General features: G+C 60.4%; 19 protein-coding genes. 8 read left to right on the forward strand and 11 right to left on the reverse strand.

Annotated elements, in window-relative coordinates:
• Positions 1 to 44: 44 nt before the first annotated feature.
• The 6 genes from prpD to CAF65_RS14210 all read right to left on the reverse strand — a co-directional run bounded on the left by prpD (position 45) and on the right by CAF65_RS14210 (position 8,470).
• Positions 45 to 1,529, reverse strand: coding sequence for a 2-methylcitrate dehydratase (gene prpD / locus CAF65_RS14185; RefSeq protein ID WP_085716828.1), 1,485 nt, complete (start codon positions 1,527 to 1,529; stop codon positions 45 to 47).
• A 124-nt stretch (positions 1,530 to 1,653) separates the two neighbouring features.
• Positions 1,654 to 2,844 (reverse strand): 2-methylaconitate cis-trans isomerase PrpF, encoded by a 1,191-nt coding sequence (prpF, locus tag CAF65_RS14190; RefSeq protein ID WP_085716830.1) that lies wholly within the window; start codon positions 2,842 to 2,844, stop codon positions 1,654 to 1,656.
• A 56-nt stretch (positions 2,845 to 2,900) separates the two neighbouring features.
• Positions 2,901 to 5,495 (reverse strand): Fe/S-dependent 2-methylisocitrate dehydratase AcnD, encoded by a 2,595-nt coding sequence (acnD, locus tag CAF65_RS14195; protein WP_085716831.1) that lies wholly within the window; start codon positions 5,493 to 5,495, stop codon positions 2,901 to 2,903.
• A gap of 200 nt (positions 5,496 to 5,695) precedes the next feature.
• Positions 5,696 to 6,823: a 2-methylcitrate synthase gene (prpC, locus tag CAF65_RS14200; protein WP_085716832.1), complete on the reverse strand. Its 1,128-nt coding sequence runs from the start codon at positions 6,821 to 6,823 to the stop codon at positions 5,696 to 5,698.
• 40 nt (positions 6,824 to 6,863) lie between these two features.
• Entirely contained in the window at positions 6,864 to 7,754 is an 891-nt protein-coding gene (gene prpB, locus CAF65_RS14205) for a methylisocitrate lyase (protein ID WP_085716833.1), read from the reverse strand.
• The gene (locus CAF65_RS14210; RefSeq protein WP_085716835.1) at positions 7,751 to 8,470 is read right to left on the reverse strand and encodes a GntR family transcriptional regulator; all 720 of its coding nucleotides are present in this window, start codon (positions 8,468 to 8,470) and stop codon (positions 7,751 to 7,753) included. Before CAF65_RS14210 ends, prpB begins: the two co-directional genes overlap by 4 nt.
• A 297-nt stretch (positions 8,471 to 8,767) precedes the next feature.
• On the opposite strand from CAF65_RS14210, the gene CAF65_RS14215 reads away from it, so the two are divergent.
• The 4 genes from CAF65_RS14215 to pabB all read left to right on the forward strand — a co-directional run bounded on the left by CAF65_RS14215 (position 8,768) and on the right by pabB (position 13,388).
• Positions 8,768 to 9,304: an ATP-dependent zinc protease gene (locus CAF65_RS14215; protein ID WP_085716837.1), complete on the forward strand. Its 537-nt coding sequence runs from the start codon at positions 8,768 to 8,770 to the stop codon at positions 9,302 to 9,304.
• Between the two features lie 5 nt (positions 9,305 to 9,309).
• Positions 9,310 to 10,845, forward strand: coding sequence for an inactive transglutaminase family protein (locus CAF65_RS14220; protein ID WP_085716838.1), 1,536 nt, complete (start codon positions 9,310 to 9,312; stop codon positions 10,843 to 10,845).
• On the forward strand, positions 10,845 to 11,831 hold the full coding sequence (locus CAF65_RS14225) for an alpha-L-glutamate ligase-like protein (RefSeq protein WP_085716839.1): 987 nt from the start codon (positions 10,845 to 10,847) through the stop codon (positions 11,829 to 11,831). Before CAF65_RS14220 ends, CAF65_RS14225 begins: the two co-directional genes overlap by 1 nt.
• 213 nt (positions 11,832 to 12,044) lie before the next feature.
• Entirely contained in the window at positions 12,045 to 13,388 is a 1,344-nt protein-coding gene (gene pabB, locus CAF65_RS14230) for an aminodeoxychorismate synthase component I (RefSeq protein ID WP_085716841.1), read from the forward strand.
• A 105-nt stretch (positions 13,389 to 13,493) separates the two neighbouring features.
• On the opposite strand, the gene thrH is transcribed toward pabB, so the two are convergent.
• Positions 13,494 to 14,111 (reverse strand): bifunctional phosphoserine phosphatase/homoserine phosphotransferase ThrH, encoded by a 618-nt coding sequence (thrH, locus tag CAF65_RS14235; protein ID WP_085716842.1) that lies wholly within the window; start codon positions 14,109 to 14,111, stop codon positions 13,494 to 13,496.
• Positions 14,112 to 14,283: 172 nt separating this feature from the next.
• Here thrH and CAF65_RS14240 point away from each other — a divergent pair, with 172 nt between their 5' ends.
• The 3 genes from CAF65_RS14240 (at position 14,284) to CAF65_RS14250 (ending at position 17,925) form a co-directional block, all read left to right on the forward strand.
• Complete coding sequence (locus CAF65_RS14240; protein ID WP_085716843.1) at positions 14,284 to 15,024, forward strand: phosphoadenylyl-sulfate reductase; 741 nt, start codon at positions 14,284 to 14,286, stop codon at positions 15,022 to 15,024.
• Between the two features lie 574 nt (positions 15,025 to 15,598).
• Positions 15,599 to 17,140 carry an NCS1 family nucleobase:cation symporter-1 gene (locus tag CAF65_RS14245; protein WP_085716845.1) on the forward strand — a complete coding sequence of 514 codons (1,542 nt, stop codon included), beginning with the start codon at positions 15,599 to 15,601 and terminating at the stop codon, positions 17,138 to 17,140.
• Between the two features lie 56 nt (positions 17,141 to 17,196).
• Positions 17,197 to 17,925 carry an aspartate/glutamate racemase family protein gene (locus CAF65_RS14250; RefSeq protein ID WP_085716846.1) on the forward strand — a complete coding sequence of 243 codons (729 nt, stop codon included), beginning with the start codon at positions 17,197 to 17,199 and terminating at the stop codon, positions 17,923 to 17,925.
• Between the two features lie 130 nt (positions 17,926 to 18,055).
• On the opposite strand, the gene CAF65_RS14255 is transcribed toward CAF65_RS14250, so the two are convergent.
• Positions 18,056 to 18,979 (reverse strand): LysR family transcriptional regulator, encoded by a 924-nt coding sequence (locus CAF65_RS14255; protein WP_085716848.1) that lies wholly within the window; start codon positions 18,977 to 18,979, stop codon positions 18,056 to 18,058.
• A gap of 124 nt (positions 18,980 to 19,103) precedes the next feature.
• Between CAF65_RS14255 and CAF65_RS14260 the strand changes: the two genes are divergently transcribed.
• The gene (locus CAF65_RS14260; RefSeq protein ID WP_085716849.1) at positions 19,104 to 19,850 is read left to right on the forward strand and encodes a 3-oxoacyl-ACP reductase family protein; all 747 of its coding nucleotides are present in this window, start codon (positions 19,104 to 19,106) and stop codon (positions 19,848 to 19,850) included.
• 79 nt (positions 19,851 to 19,929) lie between these two features.
• Here the strand turns inward: CAF65_RS14260 and CAF65_RS14265 are convergent, their stop codons facing one another.
• The 3 genes from CAF65_RS14265 to CAF65_RS14275 all read right to left on the reverse strand — a co-directional run bounded on the left by CAF65_RS14265 (position 19,930) and on the right by CAF65_RS14275 (position 21,469).
• Positions 19,930 to 20,625, reverse strand: a complete 696-nt coding sequence (locus CAF65_RS14265; RefSeq protein ID WP_085716851.1) for an HAD-IA family hydrolase — start codon at positions 20,623 to 20,625, stop codon at positions 19,930 to 19,932.
• Between the two features lie 177 nt (positions 20,626 to 20,802).
• The gene (locus CAF65_RS14270; protein WP_085716852.1) at positions 20,803 to 20,985 is read right to left on the reverse strand and encodes a hypothetical protein; all 183 of its coding nucleotides are present in this window, start codon (positions 20,983 to 20,985) and stop codon (positions 20,803 to 20,805) included.
• 16 nt (positions 20,986 to 21,001) lie between these two features.
• The gene (locus CAF65_RS14275) at positions 21,002 to 21,469 is read right to left on the reverse strand and encodes a glycine zipper domain-containing protein (RefSeq protein WP_085716854.1); all 468 of its coding nucleotides are present in this window, start codon (positions 21,467 to 21,469) and stop codon (positions 21,002 to 21,004) included.
• Positions 21,470 to 21,514: the final 45 nt, after the last annotated feature.

Consider the following 21,514-nt stretch of genomic DNA (forward strand, 5'->3'; position numbering starts at 1 on the left):
CCTGTGGGAGTGAGCTTGCTCGCGATGAACGATAACTCGGTCTCCTAGATCACAAACAAATCAACAAACCGGTTCACCGGCGTTGTCTCAAGCCGCGCCTGGTCCTTGCACAACGCAAAAATCTCTTCGCTACGCTGACTGGTGAATCGTGTCAGCAGGTTCGCCCTGAACTTTTCCTCCAATAACGGAATGCCCTCGGCACGGCGTCGACGATGGCCAATCGGGTACTCCACCACCACGTTCTCGGTGCTGGACCCATCCTTGAAAAATACCTGGATGGCATTGGCGATCGAGCGCTTGTCGTCCTCCAGATATTCACGGGTGTAATCCGGGTTTTCGACGATAACCATCTTGTCGCGCAGCACATCGATGACCGGATGCGCCCTGTGGAAATCGTCTTCGTAGTGCTCGGCCACCAGACTGCCGAAGGCCAGCGGCACGGCAGTCATGTACTGGATGCAATGGTCGCGGTCGGCAGCGTTGGCCAGCGGCCCGACCTTGGAAATGATGCGGATCGCCGACTCGTGGGTGGTGATGACGATCCGGTCGATTTCATGCACGCGATTACACACTTGCGGATGTAGCGTCATTGCCGCCTCGCAGGCCGTTTGCGCGTGGAACTCGGCGGGAAAACTGATCTTGAACAGCACGTTTTCCATCACGTAGGTACCGTACGGCCGCGACAAACCGAATGCACGCTTGTCTGCTGGCTTGAGTGCCAGATCGTTATTCGTATGGCTGAACAGCACGTCGTAAAAGCCCCACTGCCTGGCCGTCAGCACACTGGGAATGCCCATTTCGCCACGCATCGCAATGTCCGCCAGGCGCACGCCACGACTGGACGCATCCCCCGCCGCCCAGGACTTGCGCGAGCCGGCATTCGGTGCATGCCGGTATGTGCGCAGGGCATGACCGTCCGCAAAGGCGTGGGACAACGCCGACAACAACTGCTCGCGATTGGCTCCCATCAGCTTGGCCGCGACCGCAGTCGAGGCGACCTTCACCAGAATCACGTGATCGAGGCCGACACGGTTGAACGAGTTTTCCAGGGCGATCACGCCTTGAATCTCGTGGGCCATGATCATCGTCTCAAGTACCGTGCGCACAGTCAGCGGCGCCTCGCCATTGGCCAGGCGCTTTTGTGATAAATGGTCAGCCACCGCGAGAATGCCGCCAAGGTTGTCCGACGGATGCCCCCACTCGGCGGCGAGCCAGGTGTCGTTGTAGTCGAGCCAGCGCACGATGCAGCCGATGTCCCAAGCCGCCTTCACCGGATCGAGTCGGTAACTGGTCCCCGGCACCCGGGAGCCGAACGGCACGACGGTGCCTTCCACCACGGGCCCCAAATGCTTGGTGCACTCCGGAAAGCGCAGGGCCAGCAGGCCGCAACCCAAGGTATCGATCAGGCAGTTGCGCGCAGTATCCAGCGCCTCTGCGGACTCGATCTTGTAGTTGAGAACGTAATCGGCAATGTCCTGCAGGACCTTGTCGTAGTCGGGGCGGTTGTTCAGGTCGACGTTGGCACTCATGTTCGATTCACTCTTGTAGGAGCGAGCTCGCTCGCGAAAAACACAAGACCACTGCTGGTTATCTGGTTTACGCATTATCGCTCACGACCATCGCGGGCAAGCCAGCTCCTACAGAGGGTATGGGTCAGAACGAATCCCCCGGCACGCGCACGTACCCTTCCATCAACACCCGCGCACTGCGGCTCATGATCGCCTTGTTCACTGTCCATTCGCCGTTGACCTGGCTGGCCTCGGCGCCGACGCGCAAGGTGCCCGATGGATGACCGAAGCGCACCGCGTTGCGTTCGATACCGCCCGCCGCGAGGTTGACCAGGGTGCCGGAAATCGCCGCTGCGGTACCGATGGCCACCGCCGCCGTGCCCATCATCGCGTGGTGCAGCTTGCCCATGGACAGCGCGCGAACCAGCAGGTCGACATCGCTGGCTGCTATCGCCTTGCCGCTGGACGCCACGTAATCCACCGGTTTGGCCACGAACGCCACCTTCGGCGTGTGCTGCCGTTTGGCCGCTTCGTCGATGTTCGAAATCAGGCCCATGCGCAATGCGCCATAAGCGCGGATGGTTTCGAACATCAGCAAGGCTTTCGGGTCGCCATTGATCGCGCCCTGCAACTCGGTGCCCTTGTAGCCGATGTCCTCGGCATTGACGAAAATCGTCGGGATACCGGCGTTGATCATGGTGACTTTCAGCGTACCGACGCCTGGCACTTCCAGATCATCGATCAGGTTGCCGGTGGGGAACATCGAACCGCCAGCGCCCTCTTCTTCCGCCGCCGGATCAAGAAATTCGAGCTGCACTTCAGCGGCCGGGAAAGTCACGCCGTCGAGCTCGAAATCGCCGGTCTCCTGCACCTCACCATTGGTGATCGGTACGTGGGCGATGATGGTCTTGCCGATGTTGGCCTGCCACACGCGAACCACCGCCACACCGTTGTGCGGGATGCGGCTGGCGTCCACCAGGCCATTGCTGACGGCGAACGAACCGACCGCCGCCGACAGGTTGCCGCAGTTGCCGCTCCAGTCCACGAACGGCTTGTCGATCGACACCTGACCGAACAGGTAGTCGACATCGTGATCGGCCTTGATGCTTTTCGACAGGATCACGGTTTTGCTGGTGCTGGAGGTCGCGCCGCCCATGCCATCGATTTGTTTGTCGTACGGATCCGGGCTACCGATGACACGCAGCAACAAAGCGTCGCGGGCCGGGCCGGGGACCTGTGCTGCTTCGGGCAAATCCTTCAGGCTGAAAAAAACGCCTTTGCTGGTGCCGCCGCGCATGTAGGTGGCGGGGATTTTGATCTGCGGTGCGTGAGACATGAGTGCTCCTTCATAACAGGCACGGGACCCGAAGTCCCGTGCCTGTACAGCCTGTATTAAACGGCAACCGCCGATTCTTCGAGGAAGTCCTGGGCGAAACGCTGCAACACGCCGCCAGCCTCGTAGATCGACACTTCTTCGGCGGTGTCGAGGCGGCAGGTCACCGGCACTTCGACGCGTTCGCCGTTCTTGCGATGGATCACCAGTGTCAGCTCGGCACGCGGGGTGCGGTCGCCAATCACGTCGTAGGTTTCGCTGCCATCGATGGCCAGGGTGTGGCGGTTGGTGCCTGGCTTGAACTCCAGTGGCAACACGCCCATGCCCACCAGGTTGGTACGGTGGATGCGTTCGAAACCTTCGGCGGCAATTGCCTCCACACCTGCCAGACGTACGCCCTTGGCCGCCCAGTCGCGAGACGAACCCTGGCCATAGTCGGCACCTGCGATGATGATCAGCGGCTGCTTGCGATCCATGTAGGTTTCGATGGCTTCCCACATACGCATCACTTTGCCTTCCGGCTCGACACGGGCCAGCGAACCCTGCTTGACCTTGCCGTTTTCCTGAACCATTTCGTTGAACAGTTTCGGGTTGGCGAAGGTCGCGCGCTGCGCGGTCAGGTGGTCACCACGGTGAGTCGCGTAAGAGTTGAAGTCCTCTTCCGGCAGGCCCATTTTCGCCAGGTATTCGCCGGCTGCGCTGTCCAGCATGATGGCGTTGGACGGCGACAGGTGATCGGTGGTGATGTTGTCCGGCAGCACCGCCAGCGGACGCATGCCCTTGAGCGGACGCGCTCCAGCCAGTGCGCCTTCCCAATACGGCGGACGGCGGATGTAGGTGCTCATCTCGCGCCACTCGTACAACGGCGCGACTTTCGGGCCGGTGTCTTCGTGGATGGCGAACATCGGGATGTACACCTGACGGAACTGCTCCGGCTTCACCGACGCCTTGACCACGGCGTCGATTTCTTCGTCGCTTGGCCAGATGTCTTTCAGACGGATTTCCTTGCCGTCGACCACACCCAGTACGTCTTTTTCGATGTCGAAACGAATGGTGCCGGCAATTGCATACGCAACCACCAATGGCGGCGACGCGAGGAACGCCTGCTTGGCGTACGGGTGAATCCGGCCGTCGAAGTTGCGGTTGCCGGACAACACCGCAGTGGCGTACAGGTCGCGGTCGATGATCTCTTGCTGGATCACCGGGTCCAGTGCGCCGGACATGCCGTTGCAGGTGGTGCAGGCGAAAGCCACGACGCCGAAACCGAGCTGCTCCAGCTCATCGGTCAGGCCGGCTTCATCGAGATACAGCGCCACGGTTTTCGAGCCCGGTGCCAGGGACGACTTGACCCATGGCTTGCGGGTCAACCCGAGCTTGTTGGCATTACGCGCCAGCAAACCGGCGGCGATCACGTTGCGCGGGTTGCTGGTGTTGGTGCAACTGGTGATCGCGGCGATGATCACCGCGCCGTCCGGCATTTGCCCCGGTACGTCTTCCCACTTCCCGGAGATGCCTTTGGCCGCCAGATCCGAAACCGCTACACGGGCGTGCGGGTTGCTCGGGCCAGCCATGTTGCGCACCACCGAGGACAGATCGAACGTCAGGCCGCGCTCGTATTGCGCGCCCTTGAGGCTGTCTGCCCAGAGGCCGATCTGTTTGGCGTAGTTCTCGACCAACTGTACTTGCTCGTCTTCACGACCGGTGAGCTTCAGGTAGTCGATGGTCTGCTGGTCGATGTAGAACATCGCCGCGGTGGCGCCATATTCCGGGGCCATGTTGGAAATGGTTGCGCGGTCGCCGAGGGTCAGCGCGGAGGCGCCTTCGCCGAAGAATTCCAGCCAGGCACCGACCACTTTTTGCTTGCGCAGGAACTCGGTCAGCGCCAGCACCATGTCGGTCGCGGTGATGCCCGGTTGCAGCTTGCCGGTCAGTTCGACGCCAACGCTTTCCGGCAGACGCATCCAGGAAGCGCGGCCGAGCATCACGCTTTCGGCTTCCAGACCACCGACACCGATGGCAATCACACCCAGCGCATCGACGTGCGGGGTGTGGCTGTCAGTGCCGACGCAAGTGTCGGGGAAGGCCACGCCGTCGCGCACCTGGATCACCGGAGACATTTTCTCCAGGTTGATCTGGTGCATGATGCCGTTGCCTGGCGGGATCACGTCGACGTTCTTGAACGCCTTCTTGGTCCAGTTGATGAAGTGGAAACGGTCTTCGTTGCGACGGTCTTCAATGGCGCGGTTCTTCTCGAACGCCTGTGGATCGAAGCCACCACGCTCGACGGCCAGGGAGTGGTCGACGATCAGTTGCGTCGGTACTACCGGGTTGACTTGCGCAGGGTCACCGCCTTGCAGTGCGATGGCGTCACGCAAGCCGGCGAGGTCGACCAGCGCGGTCTGGCCGAGAATGTCGTGGCACACCACGCGGGCCGGGAACCACGGGAAGTCGAGGTCGCGTTTGCGCTCGATGAATTGCTTCAGGGATTCGGTGAGCGTGGCCGGGTCGCAGCGACGCACAAGGTTTTCCGCCAGCACACGAGAGGTGTATGGCAGGGTGTCATAGGCGCCAGGCTGGATCGCCTCGACCGCTGCGCGGACATCGAAGTAATCCAGGTGGCTGCCGGGCAGCGGTTTACGGAATTGGGTGTTCATCGTCAGGACTCGGTCACGGTAATTACAAAGGGTGAGGCCGGCTGTCACATCCTGCAGGAGCGAGCATGCCCGCGATGGTGGATGCCACGCCGCGGGGCATCAGGCTTCCCGCGTTATCGTTGACGTCCATCGCGACGGTGCGACGATTCGACATGCTCGCTCCTACAGAGGGCTGGTGCATTCAGCACCAGCCCCACCATTCAGCGCTGTTCGATTGGCACGAACTTGCGCTGTTCTACGCCGACATACTCGGCGCTTGGACGGATGATGCGGTTGTTGGCACGTTGTTCGTACACGTGGGCGGCCCAGCCGGTCAGGCGCGAGCAGACGAAAATCGGTGTGAACAACTTGGTCGGGATGCCCATGAAGTGGTACGCCGAGGCATGGTAGAAGTCGGCGTTCGGGAACAGTTTCTTCTGCTCCCACATGGTCTTGTCGATGGCTTCGGACACCGGGAACAACACCTTGTCACCCACTTCGTCAGCGAGCTTCTTCGACCAGCCCTTGATCACCTCGTTGCGCGGATCGTTGTCCTTATAGATCGCGTGGCCGAAGCCCATGATCTTGTCCTTGCGTTCCAGCATGCCGAGGGTGCCCTTGATCGCCTCTTCCGGCGACGAGAAACGCTCGATCATTTCCATCGCCGCTTCGTTGGCGCCACCGTGCAGCGGACCGCGCAGCGAACCAATGGCCGCGGTCACGCAGGAGAACAGGTCGGACAGGGTCGATGCGCAAACACGCGCGGTGAAGGTCGACGCGTTGAACTCGTGCTCCGCGTAGAGGATCAGCGAAACGTTCATCACCTTGACGTGCAGCTCGCTCGGCTTCTTGCCGTGCAGCAGGTGCAGGAAGTGGCCGCCGATGGACGGCTCGTCGCTCACGCAGTCGATGCGCTTGCCTTCGTGGCTGAAGCGATACCAATAAGTCATGATCGCCGGGAAGGCGGCCAGCAGACGGTCGGTCTTGTCATGCTGCTCGGAAAAATTCGCCTCGGGCTCCAGGTTGCCCAGGAACGAGCAGCCAGTGCGCATCACGTCCATCGGGTGGGCGTCGGCAGGGATGCGCTCCAACACTTCTTTCAGCGCTTGCGGCAGGTCACGCAACTTGCTCAGCTTGGCGATGTAGGCGTTCAGTTGCGCCTTGCTCGGCAGCTCGCCGTACAGCAGCAGGTAGGCCACTTCTTCGAACTGCGCGTCAGCCGCCAGTTCACGAACGTCGTAACCACGATAAGTCAGACCGGCACCCGACTGGCCCACGGTGGACAGTGCGGTTTGCCCGGCTACCTGACCACGGAGCCCGGCGCCACTGAGTACTTTTGCTTCGGCCATTGCTGTCTCCAATTCTTGAATTTTTAGGGAGGTTCGCGACTTACTTCTTCGCGGCAAACAACGCATCGAGCTTCTGCTCGAAGGTGTGGTAGTCGATGCGATCGTAAAGCTCCATGCGCGTCTGCATGGTGTCGATGACGTTCTGTTGCGTGCCATCGCGGCGGATCGCGGTGTAGACGTTTTCTGCAGCCTTGTTCATGGCGCGGAACGCCGACAGCGGGTACAGCACCAGCGATACATCGGCAGCAGCCAGTTGTTCGGTGGTGTACAGCGGCGTCGCGCCGAACTCGGTGATGTTGGCCAGGATCGGCGCTTTCACACGGTTGGCGAACAGCTTGTACATTTCAAGTTCAGTGATGGCTTCCGGGAACACCATGTCGGCGCCGGCTTCGATGCACGCGGCGGCGCGATCCAGGGCAGACTCCAGACCTTCCACTGCCAGGGCGTCGGTACGGGCCATGATCACGAAGCTGTCATCGGTACGCGCATCGACAGCCGCCTTGATGCGGTCGACCATTTCCTGCTGGGTCACGATTTCCTTATTGGGACGGTGACCGCAGCGCTTGGCGCCGACCTGGTCTTCGATGTGAATCGCCGCGGCACCGAACTTGATCATCGACTTGACCGTGCGAGCGACGTTGAACGCCGAGGAACCGAAGCCGGTGTCCACATCCACCAGCAATGGCAGATCGCAAACATCGGTGATACGGCGCACGTCGGTCAGCACGTCATCCAGACCGGTGATGCCCAGGTCAGGCACGCCGAGGGAGCCGGCAGCCACCCCGCCACCCGACAGGTAGATCGCTTTGAAACCGGCGCGCTTGGCCAGCAGCGCGTGGTTGGCGTTGATCGTGCCGACCACTTGCAGTGGATGTTCACTGGCGACCGCATCGCGGAAACGCTGGCCTGGTGTGCTCTTGTTCAAACTCATGACTCACCTCGTTTGGCTGTCGGGTTAACGCCGTCCTGGTAGTGACGGGCGATATTGCGTTTGGAGGCGCCGATGTGACGGCGCATCAACAACTCGGCCAGTTCACCGTCACGGTCGGCGATGGCATCGAGAATACGGTGGTGCTCGGCGAACGCCTGATGCGGGCGATTGGGCGTGGTGGAAAACTGGATGCGGTACATGCGCACCAGCTGATAGAGCTCGCCGCAGAGCATTTGGGTCAGCGTGCGGTTGCCGCTGCCCTGGATGATTCGGTAATGGAAGTCGAAATCGCCTTCCTGCTGGTAATAGCCTCTACCGGCCTGAAACGCCTCATCGCGCTCGTGGGTTTCCAGGACCCGACGCAACTCGTCGATTTCCTCGATGCTCATGCGCTCGGCGGCCAGACGGCAGGCCATGCCTTCCAGGGATTCACGGATTTCGTAAAGCTCAAGCAGCTCGGCGTGATTGAGCGACACCACCCGCGCGCCGACATGCGGCACGCGAACCAGCAGGCGTTGGCCCTCCAGACGGTGGATGGCCTCGCGCAACGGGCCACGGCTGATGCCGTAGGTGCGCGCCAGCTCCGGTTCGGAGATTTTGCTGCCCGGCGCGATCTCGCCTTTGACGATAGCTGCCTGAATGCGACGGAAGACGTTCTCGGACAGGGTCTCCGTATCGTCTTGCGCTAAAACCGGGGGATCGAGTTGATCCAGCATATTGTCGACACCTTGTGAGCCAATGCTGCAAAAACTAACGAATACAGACAGAGCAGTCAAAGGATAAATAGATATTGTCGACAATCTTCTGATAACCGGCTGCACCATAACGAAGCAACCTCACTGTTTATAGCCACCCGCCAGCGCTGGCGCCATCAAACCACCGTGCTAGAATGCCGCCCGCATTTGTTTGTCACATCTGCACTGTCTGTCATAAAACCCTGATAGGCATACGAGGGAGCTTGCGCAGCGATGCCAGGGCCTTGAATCAAGTCGGACCGCTGCGCACCAGGATTTATGAGACTCAAGCCCTTCCCTGCCTTCCTTTATTTACTTTGCCTGCCCGGCTTCGCAATGGCCGGGGAAAAGACCGTGTATGGCCTGAATGAGTACGCATCGCTCAATGGCATTGATCTGGAAGTGGCGGCCAAACTCGACACCGGGGCGAAAACCGCGTCCCTGAGTGCACGGGATATCAAACGCTTCAAACGCAACGGCGAGTCGTGGGTGCGCTTTTACCTGGCCATCGACGCCGCCCATTCGCACCCGATCGAACGCCCGCTGGCCCGTGTCAGCAAGATCAAGCGCCGGGCCGGCGACTACGACCCGGAGGAAGGCAAGAAGTACACCGCCCGCCCGGTGATCGAACTGGATATCTGCATGGGCTCGGCCCTGCGCAGCATCGAAGTGAACCTGACCGACCGCAGCGCCTTCCAATACCCGCTACTGATTGGCTCCGAAGCGCTCAAGCGCTTCGATGCACTGGTTGACCCCAGCCTTAAATATGCTGCCGGCAAACCCGCCTGCACCACCGACGCTCATACCGCCGAGTAATTCAAATGCGCTCTCTTACCCTTCATCTGAAACTGCTGATCGCCATCCTGGTGGTGCTGGGCATTTCAGTTACGGCCTACCAGATCTTCGTGCTGGGCATCCCGGTAACCGAAGACGCCACCGACGACCTGTGGAACATCGACGCCAAGGTCGAGTTCGTCGCCAGTGCCAAGGACCCGGTCAAGATCCAGATGTTCGTGCCACCGCTGAGCCGCGACTTCGTCAGCCTCAACGAGAGCTTCATCTCCAATAACTACGGCGTGGCCGTGAACCGGGTCGACGGCAATCGCAAGGTCACCTGGTCGGCACGCCGGGCCAAAGGTAATCAGACGCTGTATTACCGCCTGGTGCTGACCAAGCGTTACTCCGGTGAGAAAGCCAAGATCAAAGGCCCGACCTTTCGCGACAGCATGACCATCGAAGGCCCGGAAAAAGTCGCCGCCGAAGCCCTGCTCGCACCGATTCGCCAGCACTCGGCCGACGTCGAAACCTTCGTCGGCGAAGCCATCAAGCGGGTCAACAACCTCAACGACGACAACGTGAAACTGTTGCTGGCCGGTGATCCATCCACCGCGCACAAGGCAAAAATCGTCGAGTTGCTGCTGTCCATCGCCCATGTGCCGATCGAGAAGGTCCACACCATCCGCCTGGTGGCCGACCAGCCGCAACTGCCGGAACTGTGGCTGCGCAGTTTCAATGGCACCGACTGGCTGTACTTCAACCCGGAAACCGGTGAACAGGGCCTGCCGTCCGACCGCCTGCTGTGGTGGACCGGCGACGAAAACCTGATCACCGTCGACGGCGGCAAGAAAGCCAACGTGACCTTCAGCCTGAACAACAGCGAAATGAACGCCATTCGCCTGGCCAAGCTGACCGACGAAAACACCGACGCCAACTTCCTCGAGTACTCGCTGTACGGCCTGCCGCTGCAAACCCAGCAGACCTTCATGATCATGGTGATGATCCCGATCGGCGTGCTGGTGATCCTGATCCTGCGCAACCTGATCGGCATCCAGACCCTGGGCACCTTCACCCCGGTGCTGATCGCCCTGGCCTTCCGCGAAACCCAGCTCGGCTTCGGTATCGCGCTGTTTACCATCATCACGGCGCTGGGCCTGTCGCTGCGTTCCTACCTCGAACACCTGAAACTGCAAATGCTGCCGAGGCTGTCAGTGGTGCTGACGTTCGTGGTGGTGTTGATTGCGGCGATCAGCCTGTTCAGCCATAAACTCGGCCTGGAACGCGGCTTGTCGGTGGCGCTGTTCCCGATGGTGATCCTGACCATGACCATCGAACGCCTGTCGATCACCTGGGAAGAACGTGGCGGCGGCCATGCCATGAAAGTGGCGATCGGCACGTTGTTCGCCGCGTCCCTGGCACACCTGATCATGACCGTGCCGGAACTGGTGTACTTCGTGTTCACCTTCCCGGCGATCCTGCTGATCCTGGTGGCCTTCATGCTTGCCATGGGCCGTTATCGCGGTTATCGCCTGACCGAACTGGTGCGTTTCAAGGCCTTCCTGAAAAAGGCTGACGCCTGATGTTCGGCTTCTGGAAGACCTGGAAGGCGCTGGAAGCCCGGGGCATCATGGGGATCAATCGGCGCAATGCAGACTACGTGCTCAAGTACAACAAGCGCAGCCTGTACCCGATCGTCGATGACAAGATCATCACCAAGGAACGCGCCATCGCCGCCGGCATCCATGTGCCCGAGCTGTATGGCGTGATCTCCACCGAGAAGGAAATCGACAATCTCGAAGATATCATCGGCGGACGCAGTGACTTCGTGATCAAACCGGCCCAGGGCGCTGGCGGTGATGGCATCCTGGTCATCGCCGACCGCTTTGAGGGGCGTTATCGCACGGTGTCCGGCCGGATCATCAGCCATGAAGAAATCGAGCACCAGATTTCCAGCATCCTGACCGGCCTGTACTCCCTGGGCGGTCACCGCGACCGGGCGCTGATTGAATACCGCGTGATTCCAGACCAGATCTTCAAAAGCATCAGTTACGAAGGCGTGCCGGACATCCGCATCATTGTTTTGATGGGCTACCCGGTGATGGCCATGCTGCGTCTGCCGACGCGTCAGTCCAACGGCAAGGCCAACCTGCACCAGGGCGCCATCGGCGTCGGTGTGGACCTGGCCACCGGCCTGACCCTGCGCGGTACCTGGCTGAACAACATCATCAACAAACACCCGGACACCACGAATGCCGTGGATGGCGTGCAACTGCCCTACTGGGACGGTTTCATGAAGCTCGCCGCTGGCTGTTATGAGTTGTGTGGTTTGGGCTACATCGGTGTCGACATGGTCCTGGACCAGGAAAAAGGCCCGCTGATTCTTGAGCTCAACGCCCGGCCAGGGCTGAATATCCAGATTGCCAATGACTGCGGGCTGACGTCGCGCACTCATGCGGTGGAAGCACGACTGGAAGACCTGAAGGCCCGCGGCGTGACCGAAACGGTCCAAGAGCGCGTGGCGTTCGTGCAGGAGATGTTTGGGCATATTCCTGCAGTCGTGGGTTGAGGCCCTTCCCTGTAGGAGCGAGCAAGCTCGCGATGAACTCGAGAACACCGCTGGGTGTCAGGCGCCCATCGTCATCGTTGACGACCATCGCGACGGTGCGACGATTCGACTTGCTCGCTCCTACAGGTGACCAACCAGCCAATCCCCTCTAGGAGCAATTCTCCGAGGGGACTACAATCGCCACCCCGCCTCGATGGCTGATCTCCCCCGCCCATGCTGACCTGTTCCGTATACCCGCTGCCCTATCGCGCCAACCCCGCCCTATACTTCGCGGCGATTCGCCATGCTCCCGGTGCCGTGCTGCTCGACAGTGGCCGCCCCAGCGCCGACCGCGGTCGCTATGACCTGCTCAGTGCCTGGCCGCTGGAACAGCTGACGGTATCGCCTGATGAAAGTGGCGACGCTTTCCTGCAACGCCTGCGCAACAACCTTACACGTTTGGGCGAAGCCACCCTGCCGGCACCTTATGAGTTGCCATTTGCCGGTGGATTGATCGGCTACCTGAGTTACGACTTCGGCCGGCATCTGGAGCGCCTGCCGAGCCAGGCACGGGACGACCTGCAATTGCCTGACGCGCGTTTCGGCCTGTACGACTGGGCACTGATCAGCGATCACCTTTCGCTGACCAGCCAGTTGGTGTTTCACCCGACTCTGCCCGCCAGCGAACGTCAGCGCCTGATCGATCTGTTCAGCCAACCCGCAGCGGAAGTGGCCGCTCCATTCAAATTGCTCACCCCGATGACTGCCGACTTGAGCGCTGACGAGTATCAACAGGCAATCGAGCGTATCCAGCAATACATTCAGGCCGGCGACTGTTATCAGGTCAACTTCGCCCAGCGTTTCCGCGCACCCTGCCAAGGTGATCCATGGGCCGCCTACTGCGCGCTGCGCGCTGCGTGCCCGACGCCTTTTTCCGGCTTCCAGAGCTTGCCTGACGGCGATGCCGTACTCAGCCTGTCACCGGAGCGCTTCGTAAAAGTCAGCCAGCGCCACGTGGAAACCCGCCCGATCAAGGGCACTCGACCTCGGGGCCTGACGCCCGAGCAAGATGCCGCGAACGCCGCCGAACTGCTGGCCAGCCCCAAGGATCGCGCGGAAAACCTGATGATCGTCGACCTGCTGCGCAATGACCTCGGCCGGACCTGCCGCACCGGTTCGGTCCGGGTGCCGGAACTGTTCAGTCTGGAAAGTTACCCGAACGTGCATCACCTGGTGAGCAGCGTCACCGGTGAACTGGCGGATGACCGCGATGCCCTGGACCTGATCGCCGGCAGCTTCCCTGGCGGCTCGATCACCGGCGCGCCAAAGATTCGCGCCATGCAGATCATCGATGAGCTGGAGCCAACCCGGCGCGGACTGTATTGCGGTTCATTGGTCTACCTGGACGTGCGCGGCGAAATGGACAGCTCCATCGCCATCCGCAGTTTGCTGGTCAAGGACGGGCAGGTGTGTTGCTGGGGCGGTGGCGGAATTGTCGCGGACTCGGAGTGGCAGGCTGAGTACCAGGAGTCGATCACCAAGGTGAAAGTGCTGCTCGATACGCTGCAAAACCTGTAGGAGCGAGCCAGCTCGCGATGCTCGTTAACGATAACGCTGGAAACCTGACACCCTGCGGCGCTCTCAGGTTCATCGCGAGCAGGCTCGCTCCTACAAGGATGGTGATTACAAGCTCAGGGGCCGATTCGAAGCCTTGATGAACTCCTGCTTCAGCTCTTCAAAACTGTGCACCGCCGGGAACTGCGGGAACTGCGCAATCACGTTATCTGGCGCATGGAACAGGATCCCGGCATCGGCCTCGCCCAGCATCGTGGTGTCGTTGTAGGAATCTCCCGCCGCGATCACCCGGTAGTAGAGGCTCTTGAAGGCCAGGACCGACTGACGCTTGGGATCTTTCTGACGCAGTTGATAGCCAGTGACTCGCCCGCTGTCGTCAGTAATCAGACGATGGCAGAGCAAGGTCGGGAAGCCCAGTTGGCGCATCAACGGCTGGGAGAACTCGTAGAAGGTGTCGGACAGGATCACCACCTGGAAACGCTCGCGCAGCCAGTCGACGAACTCGATGGCGCCGTCCAGCGGCTTGAGCGTGGCGATCACTTCCTGAATGTCGGCGAGCTTCAGGCCGTGCTCGTCGAGAATCCGCAGGCGCTGCTTCATCAGCACGTCGTAGTCGGGAATGTCCCGGGTGGTGGCCCTGAGGGACTCGATCCCGGTTTTTTCGGCGAAAGCGATCCAGATTTCCGGAACCAGCACACCTTCAAGATCCAGACAGGCAATTTCCACAAGACACTCCCATTTGTATTGATTATTGAGTCGCGCGAGCAAAAAGACTGCCGAACTCTAGCGACTCGGGCCTGCCTGCGCAACGCAGAGGATGCCCCGGCCCGTGCAGCTTTTTGTTACCATCGACCCATATAGAGCGCCCAGCGCCACCGACCTGTAGGAAGCCGCCCTGATGAGCCCAACGTTCGACGTCGTGGAACTCGCCACGACCTATGCCAACAAATCCGCCCAGGACATCCTGAAACTCGCGTTTGCCGAGTTCGGCGATGACCTGTGGATATCTTTCAGCGGTGCCGAGGACGTGGTGCTGGTGGACATGGCCTGGAAGCTGAACAAGAACGTCAAGGTGTTCAGCCTCGACACCGGCCGCTTGCACCCCGAAACCTACCGCTTCATCGATCAGGTGCGCGAGCACTACAAGATCGACATCGAGCTGGTGTCGCCGGACCACACGAAACTCGAACCTTTCGTGAAGGAAAAAGGCCTGTTCAGCTTCTACAAGGACGGCCATGGCGAATGCTGCGGCATCCGCAAGATCGAACCGCTGCGCCGCAAGCTGTCCGGCGTGAAAGCCTGGGCCACCGGCCAGCGTCGGGACCAGAGCCCCGGCACCCGCAGCGCCGTCGCGGTGATGGAGATCGACACCGCGTTCTCCACTCCTGAGCGCACCCTGTACAAGTTCAACCCGCTGGCGCAAATGACCAGCGAAGATATCTGGGGCTACATCCGCATGCTGGAACTGCCTTACAACAGCCTGCACGAACGCGGCTTCATCAGCATCGGCTGCGAACCCTGCACCCGCCCGGTACTGCCGAACCAGCATGAGCGCGAAGGCCGCTGGTGGTGGGAAGAAGCGACACAGAAGGAATGCGGGTTGCATGCGGGGAATATCATCAGCAAGTCCAAAGCCTGATCCCGAACCTTGTGATATCCCCTGTGGGGGCGGGCTTGCCCGCGAATGCGTAGTGTCAGTCAACAACTTCATCGACTGACAGATTGCTTTCGCGGGCAAGCCCGCTTCCACATTTGCTCCGTGCCAGGCTGAATAAATGTGTACACACGAATGTCACCATCGGTGCCATTTATGTGTGCACTTTCCATTTCTGCGCCCCCAATAGTTACATTCCTCCGCCTGACGCGTATCGCCACGCCCTCCTGAATCCCCCTAAAAAAATAAATACCTGTTCAATCGGTCAATTTAAATTGTCTGTTTTTCAGTATCTTGGCGAAACGCCATAACAAAACGAAATTAACAGTACGTTTCATAGATCTCCTGGTTGGCATGGATCTGGCTTAAGTGCATACATGTTTTGTATACAATAAATTCAAAACATACACACACTTTAGATCCGCAAGCCTGAAGCGCCCTATCCCGTACAGGCTGCAGATGCCCCGTAACCAATGATATTCGCCATCCGCGACGAAGATTTGTCGAGCCAACGCTCATGCACAGTCATCGCGATGTCGAGCATCAGGAGCCTGCCGGAATGCGTACTAGTCTCTCCAATAACAACATCGCGCTGGATCTACCCTCCTCCCATTCCACCCACATCGCCGACAATCAAGCGCATCACTGCCCCGTCGTGCTCAGTCCGCGACTGCACAACAAAGACCTGGCGCCGACCAAGGCCGAAGGCCGGCGCTGGGGCCGCTACAGCATCTTTGCCCTGTGGACCAACGATGTTCACAACATTGCCAACTACTCCTTCGCCATCGGTCTGTATGCACTGGGCCTGGGCGGCTGGCAGATCCTGCTGTCCCTGGGGATCGGTGCGGCGTTGGTGTATTGCTTCATGAACCTGTCCGGCTACATGGGACAAAAGACCGGGGTGCCGTTTCCGGTCATCAGCCGAATCAGTTTCGGCATTCATGGGGCGCAGATTCCTGCGTTGATCCGTGCCGTGATCGCCATTGCCTGGTTCGGTATTCAGACGTACCTGGCATCCGTAGTCTTTCGCGTGTTGTTGACGGCGGTCCATCCAGGATTCGCTGACTACGACCACAATTCGATCCTGGGCCTGTCGACCCTGGGCTGGGTGTGTTTCGTCGCAATCTGGTTCGTGCAACTGGCGATCCTTGCCTATGGCATGGAGATGGTACGGCGCTACGAGGCGTTTGCCGGCCCGGTGATTCTGCTGACCGTCGCCGCCCTCGCCGCCTGGATGTACACCCAGGCCGACGCGACCATTGCCTGGTCGATCCGTGAGCCGCTGACTGGCGCAGAGATGTGGCGCAACATCTTTGCCGGTGGCGCATTGTGGCTGGCGATCTACGGTACGTTGATCCTCAACTTCTGCGATTTCGCCCGCTCTTCGCCGTGCCGCAAGACCATCAAGGTCGGCAACTTCTGGGGCCTGCCGGTGAATATACTGGTGTTCGCCGCCATCACAGTCCTGCTGTGCGGTACGCAGTTCCAGATCAATGGCCGGATCATCGAAAGCCCGACTGAAATCATCGCCTCGATCCCCAATACCTTCTTTCTGGTGCTCGGCTGCCTGGCGTTCCTGATCGTCACCGTGGCGGTGAACATCATGGCCAACTTCGTTGCCCCGGCGTTCGTACTCAGCAACCTGGCCCCGAAGTACCTGACCTTCCGCCGCGCCGGGCTGATCAGCGCAACCATCGCCGTGCTGATCCTGCCGTGGAACCTCTACAACAGCCCGCTGGTGATCGTGTACTTCCTGTCCGGCCTCGGCGCCCTGCTCGGCCCGTTGTACGGCGTGATCATGGTCGACTACTGGCTGGTACGAAAAGGCCGGATCAACGTGCCGCAGTTGTACAGCGAAGACCCCAACGGCGCGTATTACTACAGCTGCGGCGTCAATTTGCGCGCGGTGGCGGCGTTCATTCCCGCCGCCCTCATTGCCATCGTCCTGGCATTGGTTCCGGGCTTCCACAGCGTGTCGCCGTTTTCCTGGCTGATCGGTGCCGGAATCGCCGGAATGCTCTACCTGATCATCGCCAAACGCCAACCGCACTATGCCGATGTCAGTGGCGAATCAATTGCGGTCGACAACGTCAGTCATTAATCCTGTAGCGGCCCGACGTTGTCGGGCCGCAGAACCACCTGCAATAAGGACTCCCCATGCGCATTCTCGTGGTCAACGTCAACACCACCGAATCCATCACCCAGGCCATCGCCCGCTCGGCACAAGGCGTCGCGTCGCCCGGCACGGAAATCGTCGGCCTCACCCCGCATTTCGGCGCCGACTCGATCGAGGGCAATTTCGAAAGTTATCTGGCAGCCATCGCGGTCATGGATAGGGTGATGTCCTACGACCAGCCCTTCGATGCGGTGATCCAGGCCGGTTACGGCGAACACGGCCGTGAAGGCCTGCAGGAACTGCTTAACGTGCCGGTGGTGGATATCACCGACGCCGCCGCCAGCACGGCGATGTTCCTCGGCCACGCCTATTCCGTGGTCACCACCCTCGACCGCACCGTGCCGCTGATCGAAGATCGCCTCAAGCTCTCCGGCCTCTGGGACCGTTGCGCCTCGGTGCGGGCCAGTGGCTTGGCCGTGCTGGAGCTGGAGCACGAGCCACAGCGCGCACTGGAAGCCATCGTGCACCAGGCCGAAATGGCGGTGACCCAGGACAAGGCCGAAGTGATCTGCCTGGGCTGCGGCGGCATGGCCGGGCTGGACGAGCAGATTCGCCGACGTACCGGCGTACCGGTGGTGGACGGCGTGACGGCGGCGGTGACCATTGCCGAATCACTGGTACGCCTGGGGTTGTCGACATCGAAGGTGCGGACTTACGCAACGCCGCGGCCGAAAAACATTATTGGCTGGCCGGCTCGGTTTGCCCGGTAGACCGCGTTATCGTCCATCGCGGGCAAGCCACGCTCCCACGGGTGTTGCGTCGTTCACATTACCGAGTACGACACAGATCCTGTGGGGGCGAGCCTGCTCGCGAAAGCTACAACTCGGTTTCAAGACTTGCTCAAACCGCACTGAACCTCTGCCCCAACCCCTGCTCGGCAAACTGCTCAATGATGAAATCGACAAACACCCGGGTCTTGCCGGGCAGCAGTTTATGTTCAGCGTAATAGATGGAGGTGTAGCCGTCGTCGATGTACCAATCCGGCAACACCCGCTGCAATCTGCCCGATTCCAGATAGCCCGCAGCAAACGGCATGCTCACCAGCGCAATGCCCAGCCCCTGCGCGGCCGTGGCGCAGGCCGCCTCGGAATCGCTCATGGTCATCCGCGCCTTGAGCGTCAACGGGCTGTGCTGGTGATTGCGATGGGTCAACTGCCAGGAGCGCACACGACCGGTTTGTGGCGAGCGGATCAGGATCCCGTCATGTTGCTTGAGGTCATCCGGCTCGCTGATCGACGCATGAGCCTCCAGGTAAGCCTGCGAAGCCACCAACACCCGATGCGCCGGGCTCAGCCTGCGCGCCACCACGCCCTGGGGTAATTCGAAGCCGCCGCCAATTGCCGCATCGAAGCCCTGCCCGATCAGATCGACCTGGCGGTTATCGAAGTGCCAGTCCGGGTTGATCGCCGGGAATCGCCGCAGAAACTCGCCGAGCATCGGCACAATGTACAAACAACCGAATACCGTCCCCATGCTGACTTTCAAAGTGCCTGCCGGCTGCCCTCCGGCGCTGGCGAGATTGGCCACGGCATTCTGGATCGTGTGCAGGCTGCCGCTGACTTCGCCAAGAAACAACTGACCGGCCTCCGTCAGGGTCAGCCTGCGCGTGCTGCGCTGAAACAATCTGACGCCCAGGCGTGCCTCGAGCTTGGCGACGCTCTTGCCCACCGCAGCCGGTGTCAGACTCAAGCGGCGCGCCGCTTCAGCAAAGCTGCCGACCTCGGCGCTGCGCACAAAGCATTCGATACTGCTAAAGGTTTCCATAGGCTCCACTATAAACTTTTGGTTTACACAGACTGTCGCAATTATGGTCTACACAGCACGTAATCCTGAATCGATACTAGGCTCCATCAACCGGGACATCTCGCCTCGGGACTTGGAGATCGACATGATTACTCAGAACCTCAGCGGCAAAGTGGCATTGATTCAAGGTGGTTCCCGCGGTATCGGCGCAGCCATTGTCAAGCGCCTGGCTGCTGAAGGCGCGACCGTTGCCTTCACTTATGTCAGTTCGACGGCCAAGGCTGAAGCACTGCAAGACAGCATCACCGCCAAGGGTGGCAAAGCCTTGGCCATCAAGGCTGACAGCGCCGACGCCGAGGCGATCCGCGGTGCGGTGTCCGCCACGGTAGAAGCCTTCGGTCGCCTGGATATCCTGGTCAACAATGCGGGGGTACTGGCCGTCGCGCCGCTGGCCGAGTTTAGACTCGAAGACTTCGATCAGACCCTGGCCATCAATGTGCGCAGCGTGTTCATCGCCACCCAGGCCGCCGCCAAGCACATGACCGAAGGCGGTCGCATCATCAACATCGGCAGCACCAATGCCGACCGCATGCCCTTCGCCGGTGGCGGCCCGTACGCCATGAGCAAGTCGGCACTGGTCGGCCTGACCAAAGGCCTGGCCCGTGATCTCGGCCCGCAAGGCATCACCATCAATAACGTGCAACCGGGTCCGGTCGACACCGACATGAACCCGGCCGACGGTGACTTTGCGGATAGCCTGATCCCGATGATGGCCGTTGGCCGCTACGGCAAGGCCGAAGAGATCGCCAGCTTCGTCGCCTACCTTGTCAGCCCTGAAGCCGGCTACATCACAGGGGCCAGCCTGACCATCGACGGTGGCTTCGGCGCCTGACGCGTTAAACGCGATCAACATGTGGGAGCGAGCAGGCTCGCTCCCACATTCGTTTGCGTGCGTCTACAACTCTTCCGGATCAGGCCAGTTCCAACGCAGGCAAACCAAAAGCGCCCGGCTCGAACGCCTTCAACGTACGAAGAATGCCATCGGCATGTGCGTACCTGGCGTCGGCCATTGCAGCATCCGGAATTGCAATCGCTGTCATCCCCGCCGCTTTCGCTGCGGTGACACCAAAGGGGGAATCCTCGAACACCAGGCAATCCTCGGGCGCCACGCCCAGACGCCGCGCCGCCGTCAGGAAAATATCCGGTGCCGGTTTGGCCGCGCCCACCTCGGGGTCATCGGCGGTGACGATAAAGTCGAACAAGGCGAACCAGTCGCGGTGCAAGGTGGTTTTCTGGCCGAACGACTGGCTCGAAGAACTGGTGCCAACGGCAATGGGAATGTTGTTGGCCTTCAGATGCCGTACCAGCTCCTGTGCGCCAGGCATCGCCTGCGCTGTAGGAAAACGCTCGCGCATCAGCGGCTCGCGAATCACCAGAAACTCTTGCGCCGTAATCGGCAAGTCCAGTGCTTCAACCACATAGCTCGCCAGATCGCCCGCGCCCCGACCAATGATGTTCTGTTTGATGCTCCAGTCGAACGTTCGGCCGTAACGCGCAGCGATAATGGACGTGACTTCGGTGTAGATGCCTTCTGTGTCCAGCAACAAGCCGTCCATATCGAAAATCACGGCCTTGATCGGGCCGAATGCTTTCAGCGGTGCATTCATCGCATCTGATCCGTTTTCTGAGGCATCGCGGGCAGCTCAGGAACGGCCTGATGCCCGAATGGATTAAAGGATTCAGCAGCATAGCGAGCGCCGCAGGCTCAGAGCAACGATGAAATCCGGATCCGCGCCGAATGGCTCTACTTGATCGATGCCTTTCGTCCCGGCAACACGGCTCGATCAATCCTCGTCCTCTTCCTCATCTTCAAAATCAATGTTCCCCACATCGCCCGCATCATCAGCATCGTTAAGCGGCACCGTCGCATCATCCATCAGCGATCCCGGATCTTCATTGCCGGGATCGTTGATAAACGGCAATCCGCTCGGGCCTTTTTCTTCCTTGCCTTTGGTTTCCGGAGTCATGGTATGCCTCGCTTAACTAATGATGCTTGTTGTGATGCTTGTGCGAGTGTTTATGACCGTTACCGGAGTGGGAATGGCCGTTGTCACTCCCCAGATCATTGCCGACCGCGCCGCCCGCAGCACCGCCAAGGCCCGCGCCGATGGCCGATCCGGTCGAGCCGCCAAGACTGTTGCCGATCACCGAACCACCCGCCGCGCCCAAACCACCGCCAACCGCCGCCTCGGTGCGACTGTGTTTGGGTGCGCCAATGGCACTACCGGCCGCTCCGCCGACACCCGCACCAATCGCTGCACCAGTACTGCCGCCCACCTGGCCACCCACAACGTTGCCCAACACCCCACCAAGACCACCGCCTACCGCGGCATCTCCGTTACCTCCCGCCAGCGCCACCTGAGAGACCAGCAATCCAAAAACAATCGCCGGCAACATCAATCGTCGAGCATTCAGGCTTGCGGTTTTATTGCCGTCGGTTTTCGGATTCATGGCACACCTCGCATTCCTCAGGAGTATGGAAGATTTGAGCCGCTA

It is taken from the genome of Pseudomonas sp. B28(2017) (assembly GCF_002113025.1).
In the GTDB taxonomy this organism is placed as follows: Bacteria; Pseudomonadota; Gammaproteobacteria; order Pseudomonadales; family Pseudomonadaceae; genus Aquipseudomonas.

Coding starts and splice junctions, on each gene's coding strand:
- CAF65_RS14250 (WP_085716846.1), top strand. CDS start 17,197: ATGCGCATTCTCGTGGTCAACGTCAACACCACCGAATCCATCACCCAG.
- CAF65_RS14240 (WP_085716843.1), top strand. CDS start 14,284: ATGAGCCCAACGTTCGACGTCGTGGAACTCGCCACGACCTATGCCAAC.
- pabB (WP_085716841.1), top strand. CDS start 12,045: ATGCTGACCTGTTCCGTATACCCGCTGCCCTATCGCGCCAACCCCGCC.
- CAF65_RS14260 (WP_085716849.1), top strand. CDS start 19,104: ATGATTACTCAGAACCTCAGCGGCAAAGTGGCATTGATTCAAGGTGGT.
- CAF65_RS14225 (WP_085716839.1), top strand. CDS start 10,845: ATGTTCGGCTTCTGGAAGACCTGGAAGGCGCTGGAAGCCCGGGGCATC.
- CAF65_RS14245 (WP_085716845.1), top strand. CDS start 15,599: ATGCGTACTAGTCTCTCCAATAACAACATCGCGCTGGATCTACCCTCC.
- acnD (WP_085716831.1), bottom strand. CDS start 5,495: ATGAACACCCAATTCCGTAAACCGCTGCCCGGCAGCCACCTGGATTAC.
- prpF (WP_085716830.1), bottom strand. CDS start 2,844: ATGTCTCACGCACCGCAGATCAAAATCCCCGCCACCTACATGCGCGGC.
- CAF65_RS14270 (WP_085716852.1), bottom strand. CDS start 20,985: ATGACTCCGGAAACCAAAGGCAAGGAAGAAAAAGGCCCGAGCGGATTG.
- CAF65_RS14255 (WP_085716848.1), bottom strand. CDS start 18,979: ATGGAAACCTTTAGCAGTATCGAATGCTTTGTGCGCAGCGCCGAGGTC.
- prpB (WP_085716833.1), bottom strand. CDS start 7,754: ATGAGTTTGAACAAGAGCACACCAGGCCAGCGTTTCCGCGATGCGGTC.
- CAF65_RS14220 (WP_085716838.1), top strand. CDS start 9,310: ATGCGCTCTCTTACCCTTCATCTGAAACTGCTGATCGCCATCCTGGTG.
- CAF65_RS14275 (WP_085716854.1), bottom strand. CDS start 21,469: ATGAATCCGAAAACCGACGGCAATAAAACCGCAAGCCTGAATGCTCGA.
- CAF65_RS14210 (WP_085716835.1), bottom strand. CDS start 8,470: ATGCTGGATCAACTCGATCCCCCGGTTTTAGCGCAAGACGATACGGAG.
- prpD (WP_085716828.1), bottom strand. CDS start 1,529: ATGAGTGCCAACGTCGACCTGAACAACCGCCCCGACTACGACAAGGTC.
- CAF65_RS14265 (WP_085716851.1), bottom strand. CDS start 20,625: ATGAATGCACCGCTGAAAGCATTCGGCCCGATCAAGGCCGTGATTTTC.
- CAF65_RS14215 (WP_085716837.1), top strand. CDS start 8,768: ATGAGACTCAAGCCCTTCCCTGCCTTCCTTTATTTACTTTGCCTGCCC.
- prpC (WP_085716832.1), bottom strand. CDS start 6,823: ATGGCCGAAGCAAAAGTACTCAGTGGCGCCGGGCTCCGTGGTCAGGTA.